This window comes from Gelidibacter algens, from assembly GCF_001678675.1.
GTDB lineage: Bacteria > Bacteroidota > Bacteroidia > Flavobacteriales > Flavobacteriaceae > Gelidibacter > Gelidibacter algens.
Map to the genome: position 1 here is coordinate 12,330 of NZ_LZRN01000021.1, position 25,467 is coordinate 37,796.

Below are 25,467 nucleotides of genomic sequence, written 5' to 3' on the forward strand. Positions count from 1 at the left end.
AATTGAATAACATGAAACCATTAACTGTACCACTTCTTTTTATGGCCTTATTTAGTAACAATATCAAAGCGCAAAGCATCCCTGCTAATGCAGAAGACATAAGTCCATTGTTAATTGGTGAAACATTGCCTAAAGCAAAATTACAAGATTCAAAAGGCAACGCCTTTGAGTTAAACGATATTTTGAAAACCAAGCCTACCGTTTTAGTTTTTTATAGAGGTGGATGGTGCCCATATTGCAATCTTCAACTATCTGGATTGGCTTCCATTGAAAAGGACATATTAGCGTTGGGATACCAAATTGTAGCCATTAGCCCTGACGATTATCAAAACCTTAAGAGCACGGAAGAAAAAGACACTATTAATTATCAGCTATATTCAGACCAAGATGGAAAGTTAATACAAGAAATTGGTATCGCATTCAAAACTTCTTTAATTATCAAAGGCTATATAGCTACCAAAAATCAAAAAGGGAAAACATCAGAGGTAATACCTGTACCAACAGTAATGATAGTAAACACAAAAGGAGATATTTTGTTTGAATATATAAATCCTAACTACGAACAAAGAATTTCAGGAGACATGCTTTTGGCAGTTTTAAAACAATCAGCTAAAACCCCAACAGTAGTTTTCTAAAATCCTTTTGAAATAATGAACTAATAAATTAAAATATCCGGTGCATAACGGTGCGCTAATTACAGAAGAACCAAAGAATATTTTGCCAAAAACAACATAGATTATAATAAACAACGCTTCTAGAACCTAGCACTAAAAAAGATATTTAAATTAAAAGATTATATACCATGAAAAAATACTTTTTAGCTTTACTTTTTTTTGCCGATGATTTCTTGCGGAAACAACGCTAATGGAATTCCATCAATTGCTTACAGTACGAAAGCTGAAATGTCAGCTGAAGGAAAAACAATAGACCATAAACAATGGAATGATTTAGTGCAAAAACATGTTTCTGATAAAGGGCATGTAGATTATAAAGGCTTTAAAAAAGATGAAGGAGCACTACAATCTTATTTGAACGATTTAGCCGAAAATTTACCACAAAAAACGTGGTCTAAAAATGCTGTTTTGGCATATTGGATTAATGCCTACAATGTCTATACTGTAAAATTGATTTTAGATAATTATCCTGTGAAAAGTATTAAAGAGATCAAAGACCCTTGGGGCAAAAAGTTTTTTACACTTGGCAACAAAAAATATAGTTTAGAAGAAATTGAACACGAAATTTTGCGAAAAATGAACGAGCCTAGAATCCATTTTGCCATTAATTGTGCCTCTTTTTCATGTCCTAATTTATCAAATCAGGCCTTTACGGCAGAGAACATGGAACAGCAATTAGATGCGGCGGCAAAGCATTTTGTGAATGATACTTCAAAGAATTCCATTTCTAAAGACTCGGTTGAAATTTCAAAGATTTTTGACTGGTTTTCTGGCGATTTCAAAAAACAGGGCACCATTATCGATTTTCTGAATACTTACAGTACCATTAAAATTGATATAAATGCCAAGGTTAAATATAAAAGCTATAATTGGAATTTAAATGAATAATTTAATTGTATATTAATTAAAACCTCATAAAAAAAACACTTATGTGATGCAAAAAGCACTCTATTTTATGCCAGATATAAGTGGTTTTACAAACTTTGTTAATCATACTGAAGTTGAGCACAGTATTCATATCATTTCAGAATTACTCGAAATATTATTGGATATCGCTGCGGTGGATTTTGAACTCGCAGAAATTGAAGGAGACGCCCTGTTTCTTTTTACAACCAAAATTCCAGATTATAAAAGGTTACTTCAACAAACAACCACAATGCTCGAAAAATTTCATGAGCATACAAAAATGTACGAAACAAAACGTATTTGCGATTGTGGCTCTTGCAGAACAACTACAAATTTAGAGTTAAAGTTTTTGGTGCATTATGGCGAATTGAATTTTTTAAAAGTTAAAAATATTAAAAAACCCTATGGTAGAGAAGTGATTACAATTCACAGACTACTTAAAAATAAAGTACCTTTAAAAGAATATATTTTATTAACAGAAAGCGTTAACGAGCTGTACGATAATAAATTAGATGAAACCTGGACAAAGTCTAGTGACACATACGATTTGGCACAACTGGACTATTTCTACAAAAACTTTGGATATGTAAAAGACACTATAAGTAATATTAAAGAACATTCTGATAAAAGAGATGATTATTACAACACACCCTTTTTGAAGTTTGAGCATGTATTTATTGCCAATAAAGATAAAGTGTACAAATATATAAGTGAGTTAAAATATCGGCATCTATGGGATAAAGATGCTAAACGGATAGAATTTGAAGAAAATAAATTAAATAGAGTCGGCACGCAGCACAATTGTGTGCTAAATATTGGAAATCTTAATTTTGAAACTATTTCATCCAAAGATACGGATCAGTTGGCTTATGGAGAAACTACAGAAGATTTAATACTGACAAGGCGTTTTTCATATCTTATCAAGTTAGATAAGGAATCTGAAAATAGTACAAAGGTTACTACCGAACTGTACGTGGAATTTACAACTGTCGGTGCCTTTATGAAATCTAACCTCACTCGAATGATGAAAAAATCATGGAAAAATAAACTGGAAAACCTTCAAAATTTATGTAAAAAGTAACAAACTTAATACAATGTTAAAATACTTTTTTATTTCTAACTGATTGTTTAGTTTTGTACTTTATTAAAATAGCAATGGCAAGAAAAAAAGAATATATTGAAGAAGAAGTCATAGAAAAAGCCATGAATTTGTTCTGGCGAAATGGCTACCAAACGACATCCATGCAAATGCTTGAAAAAGAAATGGGTATCAACAAGTTTTCCATATATGCGAGCTTTGGCAATAAAAATGGCGTTTTTATTGAAAGTTTAAAATGCTATAATCAAAAGCTCAACCAGCTTATGAGTAAGTTGAAAGCCTCTTCAAATGGCATTAGTGGGATCAAGGAATACTTCTACGATTTTATTGAATTTTCAAAAGAAACTGAAATTGCCAAAGGCTGTTTAATAACCAACACAGCCAATGAAATAGGAGAAGGTGCTGACCAAAAAATAAAGGATGTTTTGACAAATTTTACCGATAATGTAAGAAATGTATTTTCCGACATACTAAAGCAAGATAAAACTAAAAATAGGGACGTCATTGAACACCAAGCAGATTATCTACTCATAGCAATGTTCGGGTTGTCATCTGCTACTAGAATATTTAATCAAACACAATTAGATAATTATATTGACAACATATTCAAAAACGTATGACATTTTTTTTAGCTTAAAACCAAACGATTGTTTAGATATAAGTAGCATAAATAATAAATTTAAAAACAGAAACTATGACAAATTTAAAAGTTCACAACATCGAATCTGCACCAGAAGGCAGCAAACCATTATTAGAAAAATCACAAAAAGCTTATGGTATGATTCCTGGCTTGCATGGTATGCTAGCTGGAGCACCAGAAGTACTTGAAGCATACCAAACATTACACGAGTTATTTGTTAACTCATCATTCAACAATGAGGAATTAACTGTAGTATGGCAAACCATAAACGTAGAACACGCCTGTCACTATTGTGTACCTGCACACACCGGTATTGCAAAAATGATGAAAGTAGACGATGCTATAACAGAAGCATTACGTAACGAAACACCTCTTGAAAACTCAAAATTAGAGGCATTGCGGACTATGACCTTAACTATTGTTCGTAATCGTGGACATGTAACACAAGAAGATTTAAATGTATTTTACGCAGCTGGATATGAAGAAAGACAAGTATTGGAAATTATTTTAGGATTGTCTCAAAAAACGATAAGTAATTATGCAAACCATATTGCTAACACACCTGTTGATGAAGCATTTCAAAAATTTGCTTGGTCAAAAGAAAATGTGGTATCCTAAAACCACAGATTGATTGATAGCTTTAAACCTTCCGTCGTAAGTGCGGAAGGTTTATTAATTATCTTAAAAACAAAAATCAAAAAAGAAAACATGATTAAATTAACAGTAATGTATCCAAATAGTGCTGATGTAAAATTCGACAAAGACTATTACACAAATCAGCATAGTCAATTACTTAAAGATTTATTAGGTGATGCTATCATGTCATCTGATATTAATATGGGAATTTCTGGTGCAAGCCCAGATCAACCTGCCCCTTATGTGGTAATTGCGAATTTAGTTTTTAAATCAATGGAGTCTTTTCAACAATCTTTTGGAGCCAATGCAGAAAAAATTTTAGCAGACCTTCAGAACTTTACAAACGTAAAACCTGACGTACAAATCAGCGAAGTAATATAAAATACGTTTCGTACTAAAAAAAATTTAATGAAAGAAAAAATGAAAATAGATATCGTTTCCGATGTCGTTTGTCCTTGGTGTACCATCGGTTACAAACGATTGGAGAAAGCTATTTCAGAACTGGGCATTCAAGACAAAGTTGATATAGAATGGCACCCTTTTGAGCTAAACCCAAACATGCCTGCGGAAGGTCAAAATGTACAAGAACATATCACAGAAAAATATGGCTCTACCCTAGAACAGCAAAAAGAATCGCAACAGCGAATGGCAGATATTGGTAAAGAACTTGGTTTTACCTTTGATTATTTTGATGCTATGAGAATGGTCAACACCTTTGAAGCACATGTCTTACTGGAATATGCGAAGGCATTTGGAAAACAAACCGAGATGAAAATGCGCTTAACAAGGGCATTCTTTTGCGAACGCAAAGACGTTTCCGATAGAGCCATCTTAAAACAAGCTGTACTGGATGTAGGTTTAGATGCAGAAGAAGCGCTGGCAAGATTAGACAGTAAAGAAGCACGTGACGACGTAAGAAGCCAACAAACTTATTGGAAAAATCTAGGTATTAACTCTGTGCCAACCATCGTGTTCAATAGGAAAAGTGCCTTGACAGGTGCGCAACCCGTCAACGTTTTTAACGAGGTTTTAACCAAACTTTTAAAGGAAGCATAGCATTTATTAAGTTAAATGTATCCTGAAACAAGAAATCAAACGAATGGAATACAACAGAAGAAACTTTATAAAAAACGTGGGAATTATGGGAACAACAGGAATACTTTTGCCAAACATGATGTTAGGCAACTCGGAAGAAAAAGAAGCGATGAATTTTACGAATATTCGACCGAAAGTGTTGTTTTTTGACGTAAACGAAACACTGCTAGACCTTACCCAAATGAAAAAGCAAGTGGCTGAAACTTTACAAGGCAGAGACGATTTATTAGCATTATGGTTCACCACCATGCTTCAGTATTCTTTAGTGATGACCACGAGTGGACAATACGAACATTTCGGAAACATAGGTGCAGCAGCTCTGCAAATGGTAGCAGCAAATAACAACATTAACATCACAGAAGAGAAAGCCCGTAAAACCATTGTAAATGCGTTACGAGGCTTACCTGCACATCCAGAAGTCAAAGCCGCCTTGGCACAGCTCAAAGCAGATGGGTACAAATTAGTTTCTTTTACAAACTCATCCAATGAGGGAGTTAAAAAACAGTTCGAAAGTGCTGGCTTAACGGACTATTTTGACGAACGATTAAGTGTAGAGGACATTGGTAAATTCAAACCTTCTAGAGATGTCTATGATTGGGCAGCACGGAAAATGGGAGTCAAGCCAAACGAAGCAATGCTTGTTGCAGCACATGGATGGGATGTAGCAGGCGCACTTTGGGCAGGTTGGCGTGCCGCATTTATTAGTAGACCAGGACAACAATTATTTCCATTGGCACCAAAAACCGAAATTGTAGAGTCTGACTTAAAAAAAGTAGCGGATTTACTTGTGACATATAGATAAAGAAATTATTCTTCTAAACCTTCAAAGTTTATCTTGATGTTTTTTGGTATTTCATTAAACGCTTTAAAAATTGCTGGCGGATTAATAATTGCCTCATCAGGTTTTGCTTTATTAACAGGAGAATTTAGCAAGCATAAAGGAATGAAAAAAGACAAGGTGCAAAAGGATATAAATAGCCGTTCAGAAATCTCATTAACGCCTTTGGCTATACCTATGATTGCTGGTCCAGGATCAATATCCTTGTTAATAGCTTATAATCAAGAATTTAAAGGGATCAACAATATCTTAATTATTCTTGGCGCAATTATAGTATCTACAATTTTAATATATTTCATATTAAAAAGTTCATTTTATATTGTCAAAGCGCTTGGTGCATCAGGTATAAATGCATTATCAAGAATCATTGGATTCATTGTTATCGCAATAGGCGTTGAGTTTATTTCTTCTTCTTTGGTAAGTATATTGAATATTGCTTGATGTTGAGATAAGTCACAGGTTTTATATCATATTATCCTGCACGTTTTTTTTCTTCCTATGAATATCTAATTGTTAGTTTCCTCATTTTTTAGTCACTTGTTTTCCTTAAAATCTTACTTAATTACTCCATTTGCTCGATATTTGTTTCTCTAAAAAATTGTTTTCAAGCAGGTCAGAGCTGTCTTCAATTAATACATTGTGTAAGGCACGTATAGCAAAAGACCAATATAGTACTCCTTTGCTTTTTGTATTCGTAACAACTACGTGCTTGACCTCTGTTTGCTTGTCAGTTAACTCCTTTATCTCGATCTTACGAACTCCATTAAATATTTTAGGTTTCGAAAAACATAATTGGATTATTTCATTCGAATTGTAATTTTCTACACAATATCTTATTGATCCGTGGCCACTTTTCACTCCAACCTAAATTTAACTTTTAAATTTCATTTCTGGTCATTTTTATTTTGGCCAAATTCTATCAGCAAATTGAACTCTAAAATTTACTATCAACATTCTTAAGTTGCAAGTCATCATTACTTAACTATGCATTAATACTGTAGTATTAAATAAAAAAACCCGTTTCTGAGGTAGCAGTAACGGGTTTTAATGTAGAGGACTAACTCAAAATAGGTTTCTAATCTTATAGTCTTAGGTTTAAATTTAAAATTTTTACAAATTAACTGATTTAGATTCAGCCTAGGGTTACCGAAATATTATGTTAGCTTTAAGGTTTGATGGGAGAATTTCCAATAATATCATTAATTGTTCAGTAATAAAGGCATAGAGGGTTCTAATTTGGTTATTTGAGTTTCGCAACTCAAATTTTCTCAACCTCTTTCTTGATTTTTTGAAGTGCTGTAATCACAAATTCCAATTAAATTGAGCCTTTCCAATGATATGCAATTGTCTCAATTCGGGTTAACGTACAACGTAAACTGTTTGTTCAAGCAGGGGTTGGGTCTGTGGTAACTCAGGGAACATATAATTGATTAACAAACCAGCATTCCTATCTGCTTTGAGACGGGATAGGTGAAGCAGATGGGCATGCATTGATTTACTTTTCGGGTCTTGTTTCCCTGAATTCCATGGGGCCAAATCTGCATCTATATTTAGAAACAGACCATCCAAAAATATATCTGCCTTTCTAGAGTTATCATTACCGCTTCAATATAATATAAGTCATTGTGGATGCCCAGCCATTGGTTCCGGCAAGGCAAGAAGTCAGTTCCTCGCCGATAAAGTTTAAAATCGGGATGTTTGTTTTTATCTGTCATGATACTCAAAGTTCTTAGTGCCCCTTCAACGAGTGTGTAACGCTTACCGAGATTGTAGAAAACATACTATACCTAGCTTAATTTGGTGCTATGTAATTAACCAGTTATATCCCTATCACATATAGGAAGATGCCAATAGACTGAAAATTGAAGTATTTTTTAAGCATCAGAATTTAACTTTGGATTTGTATTGTAGTTCTTTTTTAAACAGAAAAGGGACTTTAAATATTTTGGACTAAATCAAAAAGGTATTTATCTTATAATCTGAGTTCGACGTAAGAAAAAAGATTTTTTAAAATAGAAATAGCAATATTTAGTATATTAAGATTATGCTTACAATTTCTAAAGATAAAATTATTGAAATTTGTGTGCTATCGATTATTTTTGCCTTGTTTTTGGCCCTGCATTGACGACAGGACACCCTTAAAAAAAGACAATTTTTTTAAAGAAAATATTTGGTAGTCTATATGGCGACAAAGGCTGTCTCAAAGGAACTTGCGGCCCTATTGTGCGACCAAACACTGCACCTTGTAACTGGTATCAGGAACAACATGAAAAATGTAATGATAACCATGAGAGATAAGATATTGCTCAGAAAACTTTCAGTCATAGAAACCATTAACGATCAATCAATGAACATTGCCCAAGCTAAACAATCCAGACATAGGAGTTTTGGTAATTTTATTACAAATTTTGTCGCCAGTCTTATTGCTTATTCCTTTCAAGAAAATAACCAAGTATTAAGTTTGAAATAAAAAATATAGCCCAATTGACCCTTTTCTGTTAAATCCTTATGTCGAACTCAGTTTAAAAAAAAATAATTGAAGTAAAAAATTACTATTTCGATGCCGAAGTCATTAACATTGAACTACACTTTGATTATACCTTAAAACTGGAATTTGCAAGAATATGACCGCTAGTTTTCTGTTGAATAAGATGGAGATTGTTTAAGAAGATGGTATTGATTATTGCGAAATCGAGACCTCCCTTTACATTAAATTTTAATAGTTCTTGCGGCCTCGATTTTACGCACACAAAAAAACCCTCTCTTTTTACAGAAAGGGTTAAATAAAAAACACTTATAAACTAGCTGTTATTTTAGTTTTAGAGAATCCAGTGAATGGAACATAAAATTCTGTTCATCATTCATAGACACAAATAGTCCATTGGGAAATTTGCTTCCTAAAGCTTTGGTTGTAACATCACAACCGTCTGTTTCCAGCGTGCCTAAGTTTAGTTTTTTAACGAATGTATTATCGCTACGTTTGTAAAAATTAAATGTATGGTCCTGCTGGTCTGACACAATAATATACCCCTTATCCCCTTCATAAGCTGCAATTGCAATACCTTCAATATCCCGACCAAAATCTTCAGCTCCGAATAGTGCTAGTTCCTCATCGCCTTTCTTCGGATTGGCATAATATTTTCTGATACCAACACCTTCATCAGCATAATAAACGTATCCTAAAGCATCATCTACAGCAATAGCTTCAATTTCCTTTTGACCGCTAAACGTTCCGAATTTTCTCAAAAGATTGATTTTGATACCTAATGAATCTGAAAAGAGGTCATACTGATACAAGTAACCTTTTGTTGGCCCAAATTTTCTACTCAATATGATTGAAATATCTCCGCTTTCGGGATTCTTGTATAATGAAACTCCCATTGGTCGCTTCAAAGCGATATCGGTTTCATCTTCAAAAACCTTAAACTCTCCTAGCGGAACCATATCTGGAACAGAATATACTCTTATTTGATTTTTTTCTCGTTCTGTAAAGACCATAATATCTGTTTTCGTAGAATCAGTTACTGCAAAATCATACTCAATGTCTACGTTGTTTGGATAGCTAATATTAGTAAGACTTTTTTCATGAATTATTTTTCCGTCCAAATTGAATGCATACACACCTCCATTGACCTCATCTTTATCGGTACCGAAAATGATGCTTAATTCTGGATTTTGTTTGTTTACCCAAATAGCGGGATCATCACTATCATGAGGCATTTTTTCGGTCACCACTGTTGGTTTAATTTCTGGTAATTTTTCTTTACATGATACTATTATCAATGCAAAAAAACAATAAATCAAATATTTCATTTCCTTATTTTTTAAACAAATCATATTTCAAACCAAACGTAAGCCGTGTTTGATAATATTCCAGTTGCATTGTTCTGCTGCTAACACCTTGATAATAACGTAATGGTTGATTTGTGATATTATTGATATCCAAATAAAACCTTAAGTTGTTTGTAATGGCAACATTCGCATTAAAATCCAAAAAGAATTGCTCATCGTAGTATCTGTCCTCGAATGCACGACCACCAATTTCATCAACATAAGCATCGGAATAATTACTTGATAGTCTGAAACTCATTTTCTTTGTTGCATAACCCAAAGATGCATTGAACATATTTGGTGCTGTATTGGGTAGGTCTAAATCATTACGCTCATCTCCATCTTCGTTTCTGATACCATTGGCATCCGATGACAAGTGGGTGTAGTTGAGGTAAATACTGAAATTTTTAGCAAAACCTGGTAAGAAATCCAATTGTCGTTGCAAAGCAAATTCAAAACCTAAAATAGATGCATCATCTCCGTTAAATGGCTGAAATACTTCAAATCCGCCTTCATTCTCAAATTGAAAAATATAGGTAAAATCCTTAATATCCTTGTAAAATACGCCAGCAGAAACGATACCAACAGATTTAAAATAATGTTCGCCCATTAAATCAAAATTCATAGATGTTGTTGGGTCCAAATCAGAATTTCCTAGAATAATTTCTTCGTCTTCATTATTAATTTCCCTAAAAGGAACAAGGTCTACATAATTTGGTCTTGCAAGGGTATTGGTCCATGCAAATCGGACTACTGTGTTTTTGGTCCAATCATATTTGAAATGAACGCCTGGTAAAATATTAGTATAGGCGTTTTCAGTTTTAATTTGATTGGTTCCATCGAAATCACCTTCTTCGTTAAAAATGATTTCATTTCCAGTACTTTTGATGTTGGTGTGCTCAACTCTTAAACCAGCTAGAACACTTAATTTTGGAGATAATTTTTGATTGGTCATGGCATAAGCTGCGTACACATTCTCATCAACATCAAAATTAGCGGTCAAATATTCATCTGGTAAATTCTCTCCTTCAAACAGGTCGGAATTGTTTAAATCCAAACCGCCCAAAAATACTGGATTGGCAAAACTACCAATTAGATAATTGCTTCCTGCATTAAAATCGGAGTCGGAATAATCACGAGTCGGAATTCCTCCCAAAAATTCAAATTCGGCTCCAATAGGACTGTATTCCGTAAAATCATTGTCCCTATTTTTATTTTTAAAACGTGCTCTTGCTCCAAATTTTAAAAATCCATTTTCTTTATCAAAAATATTCAATGGTAATTGAAAATTAACAAACGCATTATAGTCGGTTTCTTCCGTGTACTGATTTTCTTCTGTCAACTCGTCAAATTCAAAATCATTATAAAGCGCATCGTTAGTATCGAGAGGAGAAAAGAAAGGCTTGTCTTCATCATTATTGAAAGAAATTCCATATTCACTCTCATATTCCAAATAGCGTTCATTTAAACGTTCTTCGGACGCTTTGGAAAATGATGCCATCCAGTCAATTTGTAAAGAATTGGCTAAATGTTCACCTCCGATACTGTAATTTTGCATGCGTTGGTCTTCCAACCGCGTATTTTTCTTACGTCCCCCAGCAATACCGCCTTTAGTTTGCCTTTTTGCCTCTACGGGAAACGATGTTAAGTTACCATTTGCGTCTACTGTGAAATCGTCGATTCCGATATCTTCACCATCTAAAATTTCATGTTCCAAACGAAACCTATTCTCTCTATCATCTCTCCAGTTATAGATAGATTTGAAATAAAGATTATTATTTGAATTCCACTTATAATCTAAATTGGCTGAAAAACTACGTCTCACACGTTGCACCAGGTATTCTCTTATTTCAAAAACGTTTGCATACGGATTGACATCTACCCCTTCTAAATTATCTTCGTCTCCCGCATTGTATTCAAATTCATCGTCCCATTCCGCTTCAATATTATCACTCCCAAAATCATTGTCATTTATGGAAGCGGCAACCATCCATCCAAATTTTTGGTTAGCAGAACGGTCACCTAAAAGGAAGGAACCATTAATAATTCTTTTATCGGTTATGAAATTAATTCCAGAACCAGCAGTCGCCGATAATCGAAATCCTTGGGGCGATGTTCTGGTGATTAAATTAACCGAACCACCAAGAGCATCTGCTTCCATATCCGGTGTCACCGCCTTGTTGACTTCGATGGTTTGTATCATGTCGGCCGGAATTAAATCCATTTGTACATTTCTATTATCTCCTTCAGCTGATGGTATACGACTGCCGTTCAACGTCACAGAATTTAATTGAGGGGACAAACCACGAATGATAATATTCCGCGCTTCTCCTTGGTCAACTTGCATGGTAATGCCAGGAATTCGTTTTACGGCATCTCCAATATTTGCATCAGGAAATTTACCTATCTGGTCAGTTGACACAATATTGGTGATGTTAGGCTTGTTTTTTTGAGTATTCAAAGCTCTCGCCTGTCCACTTAAAGCATATCCTACAACTTGTACCTCATTTAACTCGGTGCTTTCTGAGGTTAAAGTGATGTTTACATTGGTCGTTTTTGCGGCTGTTACAGTAACTTCTTCTTCAAAGTTTGCATAACCTAAATATTTTATTGAAAGCGTATGGGTTCCTTCAGGAACACCTACCATTGTAAATTTACCATCGAAATCAGAAACGACTCCTTTATTGAGTTTTTCGATTGTAATTGTAGCTCCAGGAACAGTAATGCCATTTTCATCTGTAATGATTCCTTGAATGTTTCCTGACTGTGAAGAGCCGGAAAAGGATAAAAAAGTAAGGAATAGAAAAGTAAAATAATGTTTCATTTTCGGTCGATTTTGTTATGAGGCAAAACTAAATCGAAACATCTTTTAAAAGCTTTAGAATATATTAACAAATCGTAACTCACATTTAAAAACCTACTATATAACATAGCAACATTAACATTTACTTAACTTGAAATTAAGGTCAACAAAACATATGCTATAAGTGTAGCAAATAGGCTTGCAAATCTTCTTTAGAATTTATAGGTAATTTTTTACGAACTCTATAACGTGCAATTCTAACACTGTCTGAAGTAATATGAAGAATTTCTGCAATTTCCTTTGAAGATAAATTCAATCGAAGCAACATACACAATCGCATTTCAGAAGATGACAATTTTTCTGAAGCAACATTTTTTATATTTTCGAAAAAAGTTGGGTGGATTTGACCAAAATAACCCATAAGTTCAATCCATTCGTTATTGTTGCTCAAATCTGATTCTATCTCCTCCACCAATTCCTGTAATTTAGTTTTGACCAGCTCGCTATTTCTGTCTTTTAGGTTCGAAAGAGTTCGAGAAACATCAAAAAGCATTTTGTTTTTATGTGCAATATTAAGGCTGTAACTAGTAAGTGAAGACACCTTAATATCTATTTCACGTTTCAGAGCTACTTCTTCTGCCATTTTCTTATCGAGATCTGCCTGTAAAAGTTGTTGTTGATACTCTAATATTTGTTTTTCATGCCATCTTCTCTTTTTCCAGTATAACAGTCCTAATGCCAACGACAGAATAATTGCACCAGAAACAATCAGAATTATATACTGTCTAACTTTATTAATTTGATTCTGTTTGTTGAGAAGCTGAACTTCAGCTTCCTTTTCTTTGACCTCATACAGCACTTGTAGGGCACTTACGATTTCAGAATTGTTGCGTTTCAACTCCACTTCATTTACAAGACTCTGTCTGTTAAGAAATTCATACGCTTTGGCAAAATCACCTAAAGCAGCATGGGTTCTTGCGAAATCTTTTAAAGCACTCCCCACTTGTGATGTGTTGCCTGTTTGTTCTGCCAATTGAAAAGCTTTTTCAGTGTAATTCACCGCTTTATAATAATTACCTGTTTTACGATTGACATCGCCTAGGTTATTGAGAATATTTATTTGCAAATTGGTGTCACTGTTTTTTGCAAAAGTTTGCGCCTTCTTGAAATATTGGTAGGCAAAATCAAATTGATCAAGATCTTCGTATATGCTTCCAATATTTTCATATGTACTGGCAAGTCCAGTACTGTCATTTAACGATTGAAAAATTGAAAGGCTAATATTTTGATGTTCAAGTGCTTTTTTGTAATTACCCTGCTTTTCGGCCACGCTTCCTAATAAAGCAATAGATATAGCTTTTCCTTTCTGGTAATTAAGATGTTCGGAAATTCTTAAGGTGCTTAAAGAAATTATTTTTGCCTCCTCATAGTTCTTTAACTCAAGGTGTATGGTTGCGATTATGTTTTTAACATTAACCAGACTTGAGTCTTTCTTCCTATGGATATCAAGATAATTTTGATAATTTTTAATGGCCTCGCTATACAGTTCCAAACGATTGAAAAAATTGCCTATCCTCAAATATACTTGAGCTGTTTGTGAGGAATCCGAATTGTTTTTGGCTAATTCCAATTGGTCCTTTAAGGTGGGTAACTTTAAATCGAGCTCGTTGGAACCTGTTTGCGCATTTAAACAAAAGGTCGTCGAGATTCCTATAATTAAAAGAAGCCGTTTCAAAAAGGTCAAAATAAATACATTGCTTATTAACCTGTAAATAAACGTAACATATGTTATCTAAACTTTCTGTTTGTATGATTTTAATGTTATTAAATAAAAAAACCCGTTTCTGACTTAGCAGTAACCGATTTTAATGTAGAGGACTAACTCAAAATAGGTTTCTAATCTTATAGTCTTAGGTTTAAATTTAAAATTTTTACAAATTAACTGATTTAGATTCAGCCTAGGGTTACCGAAATATTATGTTAGCTTTAAGGCTTGATGGGAGAATTTCCAATAATATCATTAATTGTTCAGTAATAAAGGCATAGAGGGTTCTAATTTGGTTATTTGAGTTTCGCAACTCAAATTTTCTCAACCTCTTTCTTGATTTTTTGAAGTGATGTAATCACAAATTCCAATTAAATTAAGCCTTTCCAATGTTATGCAATTGTCTCAATTCGGGTTAACGTACAACGTAAACTGTTTGTTCAAGCAGGGGTTGGGTCTGTGGTAACTCAGGGAACATATAATTGATTAACAAACCAGCATTCCTATCTGCTTTGAGACGGGATAGGTGAAGCAGATGGGCATGCATTGATTTACTTTTCGGGTCTTGTTTCCCTGAATTCCATGGGGTCAAATCTGCTTCCACATTTGTCCATTGATCATCCAAAAACATATCTGCCTTTCTAGAGTCGTCGTTCCGCTTCAATATAATATAAGTCATTGTGGATGCCCAGCCATTGGTTCCGGCAAGGCAAGAAGTCAGTTCCTCGCCGATAAAGTTTAAAATCGGGATGTTCGTTTTTATCTGTCATGATACTCAAAGTTCTTAGTGCCCCTTCAAGGAGTGTGTAACGCTTACCGAGATTGTAGAAAACATACTATACCTAGCTTAATTTGGTGCTATGTAATTAACCAGTTATATCCCTATCACATATAGGAAGATGCCAATAAGTATTAAAACGATTTACTAAAATTCTTAACTATAGCTTTACCTTTGATACATTTTCAAAAGATTTAGTTTACACAGTTTGTTATTAGCTTTTTTATTATGACGTTTAATACAATCAAGACGTAGTATATATTCAAACCAGATTTGAGAAATTTAGTGGTGTTATACGCTGCTGCTTGTGATCAATTAGTAAATAATTAAAACGAAATCAAGCTACACTGTTGTTGAGTTTTTAATAGGTTTTGAAGGGTTTATATAAATGAATTTCAAAAAGAAAGGCTGTACTCAAATGAGCACAACCTTTACAATTAATCAATCACTTAAATTTTTAGTTTATCAGCCACATCACTCCGTTGATGTTGTCTCCTTCTGGAAATTGACGGGTAATAGCGTCATTCAGATTCTCAGGATTGTTCACGGTTTCATTTTGAGGATACATAAAGCGTTTTGGGATAAGCCCATTGTTGAGAATACCACCACCATCTACATTAAATTCTGGGAAGCCGGTTCTGCGCTGATCGTAAAAAATCTGCCAGCCGGTATTTAGAAATAAGGCAATGTGCTTTTGGGCTAGAATAGTGGCAATATCTGCAGGATTCTGTAATTGAACTTTTGGATTTGCTAGATAATCAGCCGTATCAGTGATTCCATAAAAATTCATAGAAGCAGCTATTCCCGTTTTATAATATGAATCAGTAGCTGTGGTAATCCATCCTCGTGCGGCAGCTTCTGCAAGGGTAAATTGTAACTCAGGATATCCCATTAAAAGAGAAGGTTCATTGATAGGGTCATTATAATAGCGCGGCTTTATTCGGGATGCTTCACCGCTTACCGCCTTGGCACCATTATCACTTAAGGGAGCACTGCCATATAAACCTCCATAGGCTGTAAAATCTGTCACAGCTGCTGCCGAGGCATTTGGTTTTTTATCAGCAAAGGCAAATAGTCTCGGGTCTTCCAGATTTTGTAGACGTTCAACAAATGACTGTTCCATATAGTAAGCCGTTTGTAAGGAGTTGCTATTGAATAATGGATATCTATTATCTTGGATATCTACATAGACTAAAGCAGCATTATCAGTGTTGGATTCAAAAATAGGATACTGTGTAGGGTTATTTACGATCTCGTTAAATCGGGTAACAACTTCTAGATTTGAATTGTTGGTTTTTTTGGAAAGACTCATCAATACTCTCAAACTATAGCTGTTGATGAGCTTACGCCACTTTGTTTTATCACCGTTATAAATTATATCACCTCGAATGGCTTCGTCATTTTGAGCCAGTTCTAAAGATGCTGTTTTTAAAGAATCTAATACCGATTTATAAATAGATTCCTGACTGTCATAAACGGGCATATATAAACCGTCTTCTGCCTGTACAGCTTCCGTAAAGGGAACATCACCAAAAACACGGGTGAGTTCTACGGTGAAATATGCGTTGAAAAATTTTGCTAAAATTTGATACACTTCGGTCTCTGTGCGTTTAGATTCTTGAATCATTTTTTGCACCTGTTTCAGGATATCATAGTTGTCAAAGCCAGCCCGTTGCCAATTATAATATTGATAAGAGTCTGTACCGTCTGTATAGGTTAATTGTCGGCTTGCTAGTGCAGCATTTAGGCTGACGTTATTAAAAGCCGAAGTTTCAATGTTAGTTAGCAATAGATCTGGACTTACTTGTGTCGCGCGGTTGGGATCGTCCTGTAAATCTCCTACCTGAGAGCAACTTGCTAAAATCAGGAGGGAAAGAATGAGTATGTACTTTTTCATCTTCTTTATTTTTAGAAATTAGAATTTTGCATTGATGTTAAAACCAATATTTCGGGTGGCAGGTGCCTGAAGGTTATCTACCCCTGAGTCTGGATCAACATTCGATATTTTTGAAGCCAGCCAAAGATTACGACCTACCAGAGATACATCAAGAGCGTTAAATGGAGTGCGTTTTAAAAATGAATCCTTAAACTGGTAGGTTAAAGTGACTTCCCTCAATTTGATAAAGCTTTCTTTGTAGAAATGGTAATTTTTATTCTGGTAATTACTCGTGGTCTGCATAAAGCTGATGTAATTAACAGCAACGTCGTTGGGCGCATAGGTGCGGGTATCTTCGGTGATGGTACCGTTTACATCATAACTTACAGAGCCACCAGTAACAACCACACCTTCGCCTACATAGGTGTTTTCACCATTTACAGCATCTTCTCTAAACTGATTAACCGTCCCTTTCGAAGTACCACCCCACCACATTTTCTGATTTGTAGTAGAATACATTAAACCTCCAAGGCGGCCATCTAACAAGAAAGAAAGAGAGAGATTTTTAAAGTTTAACGTGTTTGAAATACCATAGGTAAGATCTGGTTCATCATATCCTAAAAAACGGTCATAGGGGTCTGATACTGGTAAGCCGTTTTCAAAAATTACTTGTCCGTCTGCATTGGTTTGATAGACGCTATAATAGATTTTATCTGTACGATCGCCTACACGAATGTAGCCTTCGGTGTGCTCTCGGTCTCCATAAATTTCTTCTTGATATCTGCGGTAATGGCTTAGGTTTACCTGGGCAGTCCACTTAAAATTTTCAGTTTTAATTGGTGTGGCATCTAATGTAATTTCGATACCTTTTCGTTTAAATTGATTTCCATTTAAAAGAATACTGTTGTAACCCGAAGCATCAGAGATAGGACTGTAAATAAGGTTGTTATAATCACGAGCTTGATAATAGGCAAGGTCAACCCCTAGTCGGTTTTGGAAAATTCTAAAGTTGGCGCCTACTTCCCAGGTATCTGATGTTTCTGGCTTCAGATTAGGGGATAGTAAATTGCTTCCAAAATAGGTTGACGGTGTCCCATTCCAGGTAGTTCCTTTTTCATAGGCTAAAATATAATTGTAAGGATCATCACCTATTTTCCCTTCGGAAACACGGGACCATGAACCTCTTAATTTTGCAAAGCTTACCCAATCCGGTAAATCAAAAAGACTGCTTAAAACTATGGAAGCAGAAGCAGAAGGGTAGAAGAATGAATTGTTTCCGTCAGGAAGTGTAGAAACCTTATCGTTACGACCGGTAAGTGACAGATAAAATGCGTTGTAGAACTCAAGATCAACAAAGCCATAAAAACTATTGATGGTTTCTTTTTCTTCACGGTTAGAACCGAATAAAGTTGCACCTGCATTATTAGCTAAATTGTAAAACCCCGGAACGTTCAAACCATCAGTAGACTGGGAGGTATTCTTAGAATTTCGGTAGTAATTTACATAAGCAACTTCCGCTGTCAGGCCAAAATTATCAGAAAGCTTTTTCTCGTAGTGCAATCCCATATCTGAGGTGATGTCAAAATATTCTGTTTGAGCAATAGAAAAGTTTCCGCGGGATTTACTTCCATAGCCAATATAACTTTTCGGCTCTTTGTAATCGCGGTATAAGCTATATTCATTAATACCGGTTCTTCCCTTAAGACTTAAACCTTCTGTGATATCATAATTGAAGGACGCATTACCATACACATTGGTTTTATTATAGCCTCTTAAATACTCGTAGGCTTGAAAATAAGGATTGTTGTAATAGGATATATTAAAATGTTGCTGCTGAATACCTTCCTGACCAGGTCTCCAATAATTTTTTAAATCCCGAACATCAACATCTGTACCTGTCCATAAAATAAGGTTGTACAGATAATTCGTTGGTCCGTAACCTACTTCGGGGAAGTTGCTGGTAAACTGTTTATTATAGGTAAGTGTTCCGTTAATGGTTAAATTATCTGAGGGTCTTATAGTACCGGCTATATTAAAAGAGGTATTTTTTAGATCGGTATTGGGTACAATCCCTTTTTGATAGTTATTAGAAATAGACATGCGCACATCTGCTTTATCATTTCCCCAGCTTACGCTTACGTTGTTAGACTGAACAAGTCCCGTCTCAAAGAAGTTTTTAATATTGTCTTTCCCTCTTGAGATATAAGGAATGGAGAGCAATTCACCTGATGCAGGATCTATGGGGCTGTTGTATTGTGTAGTCTCAAAAAAACCGCTTGCCGTTGTAGGATCTGCCTGGTCCAGACGTGGTCCCCAGATCCAGCCGCCACCTTCAGTGCCAGAACCGCTACCGTTTTTGTAGGCATAAACGCCACGGTTTCCATTACCATAAGTGGTTTGTACATCTGGAACTCTAATAAAATCTGTTTGAAATAAAGTCGAATTGTTAACACTTACACTTAGTTTCCCTTCTTTGCCTCTTTTGGTAGTGATCATAATAGCACCATTACGGCCTACAGAACCGTATAATGCTGAAGCGGTCGCACCTTTAAGAACGCTTATAGTTTCAATATCATCAGAGTTAACCTTCCAGATATCAAGCGTGCGATCAGGAATACCATCTATGACTAAAAGTGGTGTTGCACCGCGCAGTTGTATCGTAGGATTCTGAAACAGGTCTGTAGAGTTCTTAATATTCAAACCTGCCACACGACCAGAAAGCTGATTGATAAAGTTAGGTTCTTTAGCTTTTTCCAGAGTAGTACCTTCCACTTCCTGAACGGCATAACCTAATGCTTTCACCTCTTTTTTAATGCCCAGAGCTGTTACAACTACTGTATTAAGTGATTCAGCATTCTCGCTTAGTAGTATTTCCAGATTTGTTTGATTGGTAATAGTCACGTTCTGTTTTGTGAAGCCGATGTAAGAGAATTGAAGTACTTCTCCTGATGTAACCTCAATAGAGAACTTACCGTCAAAATCGGTGACCGTACCTCTGGAGGTATCAGGTACCATGACTGTTACGCCGCCTAAAGGAACGCCGTTTGGATCTTTAACAGTTCCGCTAACTTGTTGCTGAGCAAAGCCTGCAAAGGAGAGCAGAACAATTAATAAGGGTAGAATCTTCTTCATTTTGAATTTTTTTAAGATGGTTTATTGTATTACCCAGGTATTTAGAGTGGTGTTTGTGGTTTCAAATAAAATTTTAGTAGGTATAGGTTGGCCTTCTTTTAGTGTAATTTTAAAGAATTCTGTTCCGCTTTCTGCAGTACCAAGTTGGGTATAGGTATCGTTACTTCCTGTTTTAAAATCATTAGTAGTACTGGCCGAAAGGATAACAGGAATCTTTTTTGAGGTTAGATTTTTCCAACTAATCGTTAGCAATTGATCTTTTAGAATGGCTTTGGGTTGTGTAATAGCTACCGGTTCTAGAAGGGACACGCCATCCCATTCATTTTTGATATTTTTTGGAACCGATAATTGTAAAAAACTAGTCATTGTAGGAAGTAAATCAACAATGGCCGGGGTTTCCGTTTTGAAGTAGGCGTTTGTTTCGGTACTGTTGGTAACAATCCATGTACTGCGTTCTCGGTCAGACTGACCGCCGTGGCCTTTACCGTCTTTGGCAGAGCGCCCGTGATCTGTAGTTACCAGAAATAACCAGTCTTCATCGTGATCTTTTTCGCGCAGCTTAACAGCATCATAAATTTTACCGATTAAACTGTCTTCGTATTTAATAGCTGCGGTAAGTTGTGGACTATCGCCATATACGTGACCAATATCATCTGAGTATTGCAGATAAACCCAGGAAAGATCAGGTGCCTCGGTTTCTATATACTTTGCAGCTTCGGTAGCGACTAAGGCATCTATATTTTTTATGTATTCTCGATTTTGATCGTGTGGAAAACGAACAGTGTCTAACTCAAAACCATCAAAGGCATAATCTATTTTTACATTTTGAGTCTGTGGTAAACCTTCGCCTATGAGTTTGGTGCGGTTATCTAACCAGGTAGAGAAAACTGCTGTTTTTCCATTGGGGTTTGCGTCTTTATAAAGTTTAAAAATAGTAGGATAGTTGTAGTTGGGGTCTTTTATACTGTTACCCCACACATTGTGTTTGTTAGCCCATACACCGGTAAGTAAGCTGTTGTAACCTACAGCCGAAATGGTAGGAGTTTCAGAATAGCCGTCTTTTAAACCACCTACATAAGCATCGCTGTACGCGCCTGCTTTTGCGATTTCGTCAAGACGGGGAGAAGGATTGCTTTTAAGCATGTCTGCTGCAATGCCATCTACAATTATAAAAACTACCTTTTTTTAAGGTTTTTTTGTTGTGCGTTCAAGGTGAATGAACAGCAGATTATCACGGAAAATAGAACATGTTTTAGGAGGCACATAAGTGGATTTTTTGTTTGATCCAAATGTACAGGGATTGAAAAATAGATAGACCTATCGTTCAGTTATATAATGTTTACATAAATGTTGTCTTTATATTATTTGGCAAATGCTCCTGCATAGTATTTTGCAAACCCTATTTTTGATAATTTTTAGAATGTTTAGAAAGCATCTGAGTACACAAAGATGTAAGGAAATTGTCGTTTCTTTTCACGAAGTGGCACGTGACTTAGGTCTTGAAAATGCTTATATTGCTATGCTTGCCCAGCATATGGAAATTAATAAAGGGCCTGTATTGCATTACTTCAAAGACAGAGAGGAACTACTTTTAGGTTTAATTGAATATATCCTAGAACATTATTTACGGGTTATGATTTCTGAAAGAAGTGATGTTATGGATTGTAAAGTTGATGTTATCCGATTTATTGAAGACCTTTTTGGCAGAGCCTCGATCGTCTATTTTGATGACGGATTTCTTTACAGTTGCTATGCTTTAATTTATAGAGTTGCGGAATTCAGATAAGTTTCAAATCCTATTTAAAGGAACTGCATCAGGTAGTGTATAAAATAACTTGGAGACTTATTACTTATACTCATTTCTGAGTGTATCTGCCTTTCTAGAGTTATCATTACCACTTCAATATCACATAAGTCATTGCGGATGCCAGCCAGTGGTTACGTCAAGGCAAGAAGGCAGTTCCTCGCCGGTAGAGTTTAAAATGGGGATGTTCGTTTTTATCTGTCATGATACTCAAAGTTCTTAGTGCCCCTTCAACGAGTGTTTAAAGCTTACCGAGGTCACTCAAGGCTTTATCAAAAAGCATCAAAACCGCGCAAATCCTAGGATTTGCGCGGTTTCTTCATTTTTGGGAATTCATATAATTTGATGTTTTATGGTAGCTTATGGTAGCTATTCGGTAAGTTCCGATTATAAATGGTAGCTTTAGCTACCACGAAGGGATTCAACATAAGGTTGAATATTGGTTATTATTTTAAGTTTGATTTGACTTTCGCGATGATTCAAGTTTAATTTAAAACCAAAGTTATGCGTACTTCAAAAACATTTTCCATTCAATTTTGGATGGATACAAAGAAATCCAAGAATGGAGAGGGTCTCATTTATGCCAGAATTAATGTAGATCAAAAAAGATTGAGCATTAGTCTCAAAAGAAAGTTGGCCATGGAGCAATGGGATTTCAAAACCCAAAAAACATCAAGGCACTTCACGGACCGCTAAAGAGTTTAATCGCTATTTAGATTTATCCAAATCCAAGCTCTTTAGGTGTTATCAAGAGCTGCGTGACAACGGAGAGGAAGTAACCAGCAAAGCCATCAAGAATCTCTTTTTAAATGAAAGCTCAAATGGCCATACACTTCAAGAGCTTATAGATTATCATTCAAACAAACTTGAAAATACCCATGCGATTGGGTCTATTAGAAACTTCAAAGTAACTGAAGGTTATATTGATCGTTTTTTAAAGAAGAAACGACTTATGGATATTTCTTTATCAGGTTTGAATTTTGAGTTTCTGTGTGATTTTGAAAACTTTCTCAATTCCTACTACCCAAAAGGCCATCCAAAGGCAATGAGTCATAATACGGTGACCAAACACGTTCAAAGATTCCGAAAAATAGTAACACTTGCATACAATCTTGAATGGATGAAAGATGATCCCTTCCGTAGATGGAAATCATCGTTTGACAAAGTAGATAGAGAGTTTTTGTCTGACAACGAACTTTCGAAATTGGCAAGCCATCATTTTAATATTGACCGCTTGGACCGTGTACGGGATCTTTTTGTTTTCGGCTGCTACACGGGTATTTCGTTTGTTGACATTAAGAATTTGACAAATAAAAATGTTTGGATAGGCGATGATGAAGGCAATAAATGGATAACCACTGTTAGACAAAAAACAAATACTAAGATTAAGATTCCCTTATTGTTCCGTGCTGAAGAGGTTCTGAATAAATATGAAAGTCATCCGGTTACTCAAGTATCAGGTACTCTTTTACCTTCCATAACCAATGAGAAGGCAAATCTTTATCTGAAAGAAATCGCCATCGAAGTTGGAATTGAAAAAAATCTGACTTTTCACATGGCACGTCACACTTTTGCAACAACGGTCGCTCTAAGTAACGGAATGCCTATTGAAACTGTTTCTAAAATATTGGGACATTCAAAAATCACAACCACTCAAATCTATGCCCGTGTAATGGATCATAAAGTAAAGTCCGATATGGATGCCATTCAAAAAAGGCTTAACGAAAAGGCGAGGCAACTTGAAGAGGAAAAGGAACTTATGCATTTACGTGAAAAAATTATTGCCGCTGAAAAGAAAAATTATTCCCTTATGACAAAAGAAGAGCTTCTTAAGAAGTTGAATAATGTGCTTAAAGAATAATCCTATTGTGACCGATGTTTCTAATCATACCAAATCACGTTATATGTAATTGCATATATAAATAAGAATGTCTCTGGGATTATACGTAATAACATATAATTGGATATATTTGCATACAGTTATATTTAATTGCATATAATGAAAGAGTTATCAGAGTTTGTAAAAGAGCGTAGAAAAGAAGTCGGTCTAACCCAAGAAGAGTTTGCAGATAGGGCAGGAGTTGCACTTACTGTAATCAGAAAAATAGAGCAGAACAAAACAAATTTAAATCTTGAAAAAGTGAATCAAGTTTTAAAAATGTTTGGACACAAACTTGTACCCGTAAGTTTAAAAGAAGTGAATGATAATGAGACAAGCTAAAATATATTATGACAAGGTGTTTTGCGGTCTTTTAACTGAGACAAATGACGGCGATTTTACATTCAGATACGATGGCGATTATATAAATCAATATCCTGAGCAGTTTATAACATTTTCAATGCCAGTAAATAATGCAGAATATAAAGATAAGCGGTTATTTCCTTTTTTTGAAGGCTTAATCCCAGAAGGATGGTTGTTGGATATTGCAGCAAGGAATTGGAAGATTAATAGAAACGACCGTATGGGATTACTGCTCGCATGTTGTAAGAACTGTATTGGAGCAGTAAGTGTTGAACCTGTAAATGAAAATCATGAGTAAATGTTTGTATTGTTATAAAGAAGTTGATTCCGATGGTGACTTTCATGAGGCGTGTAGCTTATCTTTTTTTGGTACAGAAATACCACCAAAAATTGAATACGAATTAGATGAAATGTATGAATTGGCAAAACAGGTAATTGAGAGAAGTGTTTCAGTTCCAGGGGTACAACCAAAATTGTCAATGTCGGTATTAATAGATGATAGAACTCACAGTAGATTAACGGTGGTTGGTGCTTTAGGTGGGAATTACATTTTTAAGCCACCATCAACGGACTTTAAAGAGATGCCAGCAAATGAGCACTTGACGATGAAAATGGCAGCTCTATTTAGTATTGATGTTGTCCCAAATTCGCTTATTAAGTTGGCTTCTGGGGAATTGTCTTATATCACTAAGCGCATAGACAGAGCAGAAGACGGCGCTAAAATACATATGATTGATATGTTTCAGGTATTGGAAGCTTTCGACAAGTACCGAGGTTCGATGGAACGTATTGGAAAAGCTATTGAAGCACATGCAGCAAATACGCTTTTAGATAAGCTACGTTTTTTTGAACTTGGTGTTTTTTCATATCTGACCGGAAATAACGATATGCATTTAAAAAACTTTTCGATGATAAAAACTTCTTATGGTTGGGCATTATCGCCAGCATATGATTTATTAAATGTGAAAATTGTAAATCCAGAAGATACCGAGGAATTAGCATTAACAATTGCAGGAAGAAAGAAAAGAATAACACTTCAAAATTTTCTTGATTTTGCTGAGGGTTTGCAGCTTTCTAAGAAACAGATCAATGGCGTTTTAAGACGTTTCAAAGAGTTACAACCGAGTGCTTTGAGCTTAATTGAAGCGTCCTTTTTGAGTGAGGAGATACAAGTCGGATACAGAAAAACTTTATTAAGTCGATATGAATTATTCAATTCAGAAATGTGATTTTATCTGATTTGATTTTATGTGTTCATTAATTAAATATGTTCAGTCACAGTGAAAATTAAGAAAAATTGAACACATTCATTAGTCAGGTATGCTTCAACGGTTTTGACTGAAAATCC

Annotated in this window: 22 protein-coding genes and 1 pseudogene; 16 read left to right on the forward strand and 7 right to left on the reverse strand. The window is 35.2% G+C overall.

The genetic code is table 11. The features are described 5' to 3' along the window. Window positions 1–11: 11 nt before the first annotated feature. From A9996_RS10910 to A9996_RS21060, 10 genes and pseudogenes are all read left to right on the forward strand, one after another. A complete protein-coding gene (locus A9996_RS10910) occupies window positions 12–635 on the forward strand; it encodes a peroxiredoxin-like family protein (RefSeq protein ID WP_066434602.1) in 624 nt (207 codons plus the stop codon). Between the two features lie 204 nt (window positions 636–839). Then, the gene (locus tag A9996_RS10915; RefSeq protein WP_066434604.1) at window positions 840–1,562 is read left to right on the forward strand and encodes a DUF547 domain-containing protein; all 723 of its coding nucleotides are present in this window, start codon (window positions 840–842) and stop codon (window positions 1,560–1,562) included. A gap of 46 nt (window positions 1,563–1,608) precedes the next feature. Further along, window positions 1,609–2,661: a DUF2652 domain-containing protein gene (locus A9996_RS10920; protein ID WP_066434613.1), complete on the forward strand. Its 1,053-nt coding sequence runs from the start codon at window positions 1,609–1,611 to the stop codon at window positions 2,659–2,661. A gap of 74 nt (window positions 2,662–2,735) precedes the next feature. Next, window positions 2,736–3,299, forward strand: coding sequence for a TetR/AcrR family transcriptional regulator (locus A9996_RS10925; protein WP_066434622.1), 564 nt, complete (start codon window positions 2,736–2,738; stop codon window positions 3,297–3,299). Window positions 3,300–3,373: 74 nt separating this feature from the next. Continuing rightward, the gene (locus A9996_RS10930) at window positions 3,374–3,937 is read left to right on the forward strand and encodes a carboxymuconolactone decarboxylase family protein (protein ID WP_066434625.1); all 564 of its coding nucleotides are present in this window, start codon (window positions 3,374–3,376) and stop codon (window positions 3,935–3,937) included. A 9-nt stretch (window positions 3,938–3,946) separates the two neighbouring features. Next, the gene (locus A9996_RS10935; RefSeq protein WP_245905360.1) at window positions 3,947–4,336 is read left to right on the forward strand and encodes an EthD family reductase; all 390 of its coding nucleotides are present in this window, start codon (window positions 3,947–3,949) and stop codon (window positions 4,334–4,336) included. Between the two features lie 27 nt (window positions 4,337–4,363). Next, window positions 4,364–5,011 (forward strand): DsbA family oxidoreductase, encoded by a 648-nt coding sequence (locus A9996_RS10940; protein WP_066434627.1) that lies wholly within the window; start codon window positions 4,364–4,366, stop codon window positions 5,009–5,011. A gap of 43 nt (window positions 5,012–5,054) precedes the next feature. Further along, window positions 5,055–5,852, forward strand: coding sequence for a haloacid dehalogenase type II (locus A9996_RS10945; RefSeq protein ID WP_066434632.1), 798 nt, complete (start codon window positions 5,055–5,057; stop codon window positions 5,850–5,852). A gap of 36 nt (window positions 5,853–5,888) precedes the next feature. Beyond that, the gene (locus A9996_RS10950) at window positions 5,889–6,329 is read left to right on the forward strand and encodes a MarC family protein (RefSeq protein ID WP_083993919.1); all 441 of its coding nucleotides are present in this window, start codon (window positions 5,889–5,891) and stop codon (window positions 6,327–6,329) included. Window positions 6,330–8,008: 1,679 nt separating this feature from the next. Beyond that, window positions 8,009–8,390, forward strand: a pseudogene (locus A9996_RS21060) (transposase); the annotation flags it as partial. A gap of 306 nt (window positions 8,391–8,696) precedes the next feature. Here the strand turns inward: A9996_RS21060 and A9996_RS10965 are convergent. The 7 genes from A9996_RS10965 to A9996_RS10995 all read right to left on the reverse strand — a co-directional run bounded on the left by A9996_RS10965 (window position 8,697) and on the right by A9996_RS10995 (window position 21,216). After that, entirely contained in the window at window positions 8,697–9,701 is a 1,005-nt protein-coding gene (locus A9996_RS10965) for a phytase (protein ID WP_066434711.1), read from the reverse strand. A 4-nt stretch (window positions 9,702–9,705) separates the two neighbouring features. Continuing rightward, a complete protein-coding gene (locus A9996_RS10970; protein WP_066434636.1) occupies window positions 9,706–12,543 on the reverse strand; it encodes a TonB-dependent receptor in 2,838 nt (945 codons plus the stop codon). 157 nt (window positions 12,544–12,700) lie between these two features. Further along, window positions 12,701–14,257 (reverse strand): tetratricopeptide repeat protein, encoded by a 1,557-nt coding sequence (locus tag A9996_RS10975; protein ID WP_146608990.1) that lies wholly within the window; start codon window positions 14,255–14,257, stop codon window positions 12,701–12,703. A gap of 445 nt (window positions 14,258–14,702) precedes the next feature. After that, entirely contained in the window at window positions 14,703–14,966 is a 264-nt protein-coding gene (locus A9996_RS10980; protein ID WP_066434648.1) for a hypothetical protein, read from the reverse strand. A 556-nt stretch (window positions 14,967–15,522) separates the two neighbouring features. Beyond that, window positions 15,523–16,962 carry a SusD/RagB family nutrient-binding outer membrane lipoprotein gene (locus A9996_RS10985; RefSeq protein WP_211272651.1) on the reverse strand — a complete coding sequence of 480 codons (1,440 nt, stop codon included), beginning with the start codon at window positions 16,960–16,962 and terminating at the stop codon, window positions 15,523–15,525. An 18-nt stretch (window positions 16,963–16,980) separates the two neighbouring features. Then, entirely contained in the window at window positions 16,981–20,073 is a 3,093-nt protein-coding gene (locus tag A9996_RS10990; protein WP_083993921.1) for a SusC/RagA family TonB-linked outer membrane protein, read from the reverse strand. Window positions 20,074–20,094: 21 nt separating this feature from the next. Then, a complete protein-coding gene (locus tag A9996_RS10995; protein WP_066434653.1) occupies window positions 20,095–21,216 on the reverse strand; it encodes an alkaline phosphatase family protein in 1,122 nt (373 codons plus the stop codon). Between the two features lie 277 nt (window positions 21,217–21,493). On the opposite strand from A9996_RS10995, the gene A9996_RS11000 reads away from it, so the two are divergent. The 6 genes from A9996_RS11000 (at window position 21,494) to A9996_RS11025 (ending at window position 25,348) form a co-directional block, all read left to right on the forward strand. Then, window positions 21,494–21,859, forward strand: a complete 366-nt coding sequence (locus tag A9996_RS11000; RefSeq protein ID WP_066434655.1) for a TetR/AcrR family transcriptional regulator — start codon at window positions 21,494–21,496, stop codon at window positions 21,857–21,859. 522 nt (window positions 21,860–22,381) lie between these two features. Next, window positions 22,382–22,573: an Arm DNA-binding domain-containing protein gene (locus A9996_RS20580; protein WP_066434658.1), complete on the forward strand. Its 192-nt coding sequence runs from the start codon at window positions 22,382–22,384 to the stop codon at window positions 22,571–22,573. 196 nt (window positions 22,574–22,769) lie between these two features. Beyond that, the gene (locus A9996_RS11010) at window positions 22,770–23,738 is read left to right on the forward strand and encodes a site-specific integrase (RefSeq protein WP_248912342.1); all 969 of its coding nucleotides are present in this window, start codon (window positions 22,770–22,772) and stop codon (window positions 23,736–23,738) included. A 138-nt stretch (window positions 23,739–23,876) separates the two neighbouring features. Next, complete coding sequence (locus A9996_RS11015) at window positions 23,877–24,098, forward strand: type II toxin-antitoxin system Y4mF family antitoxin (protein ID WP_066434662.1); 222 nt, start codon at window positions 23,877–23,879, stop codon at window positions 24,096–24,098. After that, complete coding sequence (locus tag A9996_RS11020; protein WP_083993925.1) at window positions 24,085–24,417, forward strand: HipA N-terminal domain-containing protein; 333 nt, start codon at window positions 24,085–24,087, stop codon at window positions 24,415–24,417. Before A9996_RS11015 ends, A9996_RS11020 begins: the two co-directional genes overlap by 14 nt. Further along, window positions 24,401–25,348, forward strand: coding sequence for a HipA domain-containing protein (locus A9996_RS11025; RefSeq protein ID WP_066434664.1), 948 nt, complete (start codon window positions 24,401–24,403; stop codon window positions 25,346–25,348). Before A9996_RS11020 ends, A9996_RS11025 begins: the two co-directional genes overlap by 17 nt. The last annotated feature ends 119 nt before the right edge of the window (window positions 25,349–25,467 follow it).

What these genes read in the sequence shown, in the direction of transcription:
- A9996_RS10925 (WP_066434622.1), top strand. Translation starts at nt 2,736, where the DNA reads ATGGCAAGAAAAAAAGAATATATTGAAGAAGAAGTCATAGAAAAAGCC.
- A9996_RS10920 (WP_066434613.1), top strand. Translation starts at nt 1,609, where the DNA reads ATGCAAAAAGCACTCTATTTTATGCCAGATATAAGTGGTTTTACAAAC.
- A9996_RS11025 (WP_066434664.1), top strand. Translation starts at nt 24,401, where the DNA reads ATGAAAATCATGAGTAAATGTTTGTATTGTTATAAAGAAGTTGATTCC.
- A9996_RS10940 (WP_066434627.1), top strand. Translation starts at nt 4,364, where the DNA reads ATGAAAGAAAAAATGAAAATAGATATCGTTTCCGATGTCGTTTGTCCT.
- A9996_RS10965 (WP_066434711.1), bottom strand. Translation starts at nt 9,701, where the DNA reads ATGAAATATTTGATTTATTGTTTTTTTGCATTGATAATAGTATCATGT.
- A9996_RS11020 (WP_083993925.1), top strand. Translation starts at nt 24,085, where the DNA reads ATGAGACAAGCTAAAATATATTATGACAAGGTGTTTTGCGGTCTTTTA.
- A9996_RS11000 (WP_066434655.1), top strand. Translation starts at nt 21,494, where the DNA reads ATGTTTAGAAAGCATCTGAGTACACAAAGATGTAAGGAAATTGTCGTT.
- A9996_RS10930 (WP_066434625.1), top strand. Translation starts at nt 3,374, where the DNA reads ATGACAAATTTAAAAGTTCACAACATCGAATCTGCACCAGAAGGCAGC.
- A9996_RS10990 (WP_083993921.1), bottom strand. Translation starts at nt 20,073, where the DNA reads ATGAAGAAGATTCTACCCTTATTAATTGTTCTGCTCTCCTTTGCAGGC.
- A9996_RS10985 (WP_211272651.1), bottom strand. Translation starts at nt 16,962, where the DNA reads ATGAAAAAGTACATACTCATTCTTTCCCTCCTGATTTTAGCAAGTTGC.
- A9996_RS10910 (WP_066434602.1), top strand. Translation starts at nt 12, where the DNA reads ATGAAACCATTAACTGTACCACTTCTTTTTATGGCCTTATTTAGTAAC.
- A9996_RS10945 (WP_066434632.1), top strand. Translation starts at nt 5,055, where the DNA reads ATGGAATACAACAGAAGAAACTTTATAAAAAACGTGGGAATTATGGGA.
- A9996_RS10970 (WP_066434636.1), bottom strand. Translation starts at nt 12,543, where the DNA reads ATGAAACATTATTTTACTTTTCTATTCCTTACTTTTTTATCCTTTTCC.
- A9996_RS11015 (WP_066434662.1), top strand. Translation starts at nt 23,877, where the DNA reads ATGAAAGAGTTATCAGAGTTTGTAAAAGAGCGTAGAAAAGAAGTCGGT.
- A9996_RS10915 (WP_066434604.1), top strand. Translation starts at nt 840, where the DNA reads ATGATTTCTTGCGGAAACAACGCTAATGGAATTCCATCAATTGCTTAC.
- A9996_RS10995 (WP_066434653.1), bottom strand. Translation starts at nt 21,216, where the DNA reads ATGCTTAAAAGCAATCCTTCTCCCCGTCTTGACGAAATCGCAAAAGCA.
- A9996_RS20580 (WP_066434658.1), top strand. Translation starts at nt 22,382, where the DNA reads ATGCGTACTTCAAAAACATTTTCCATTCAATTTTGGATGGATACAAAG.
- A9996_RS10980 (WP_066434648.1), bottom strand. Translation starts at nt 14,966, where the DNA reads ATGACTTATATTATATTGAAGCGGAACGACGACTCTAGAAAGGCAGAT.
- A9996_RS10950 (WP_083993919.1), top strand. Translation starts at nt 5,889, where the DNA reads ATGTTTTTTGGTATTTCATTAAACGCTTTAAAAATTGCTGGCGGATTA.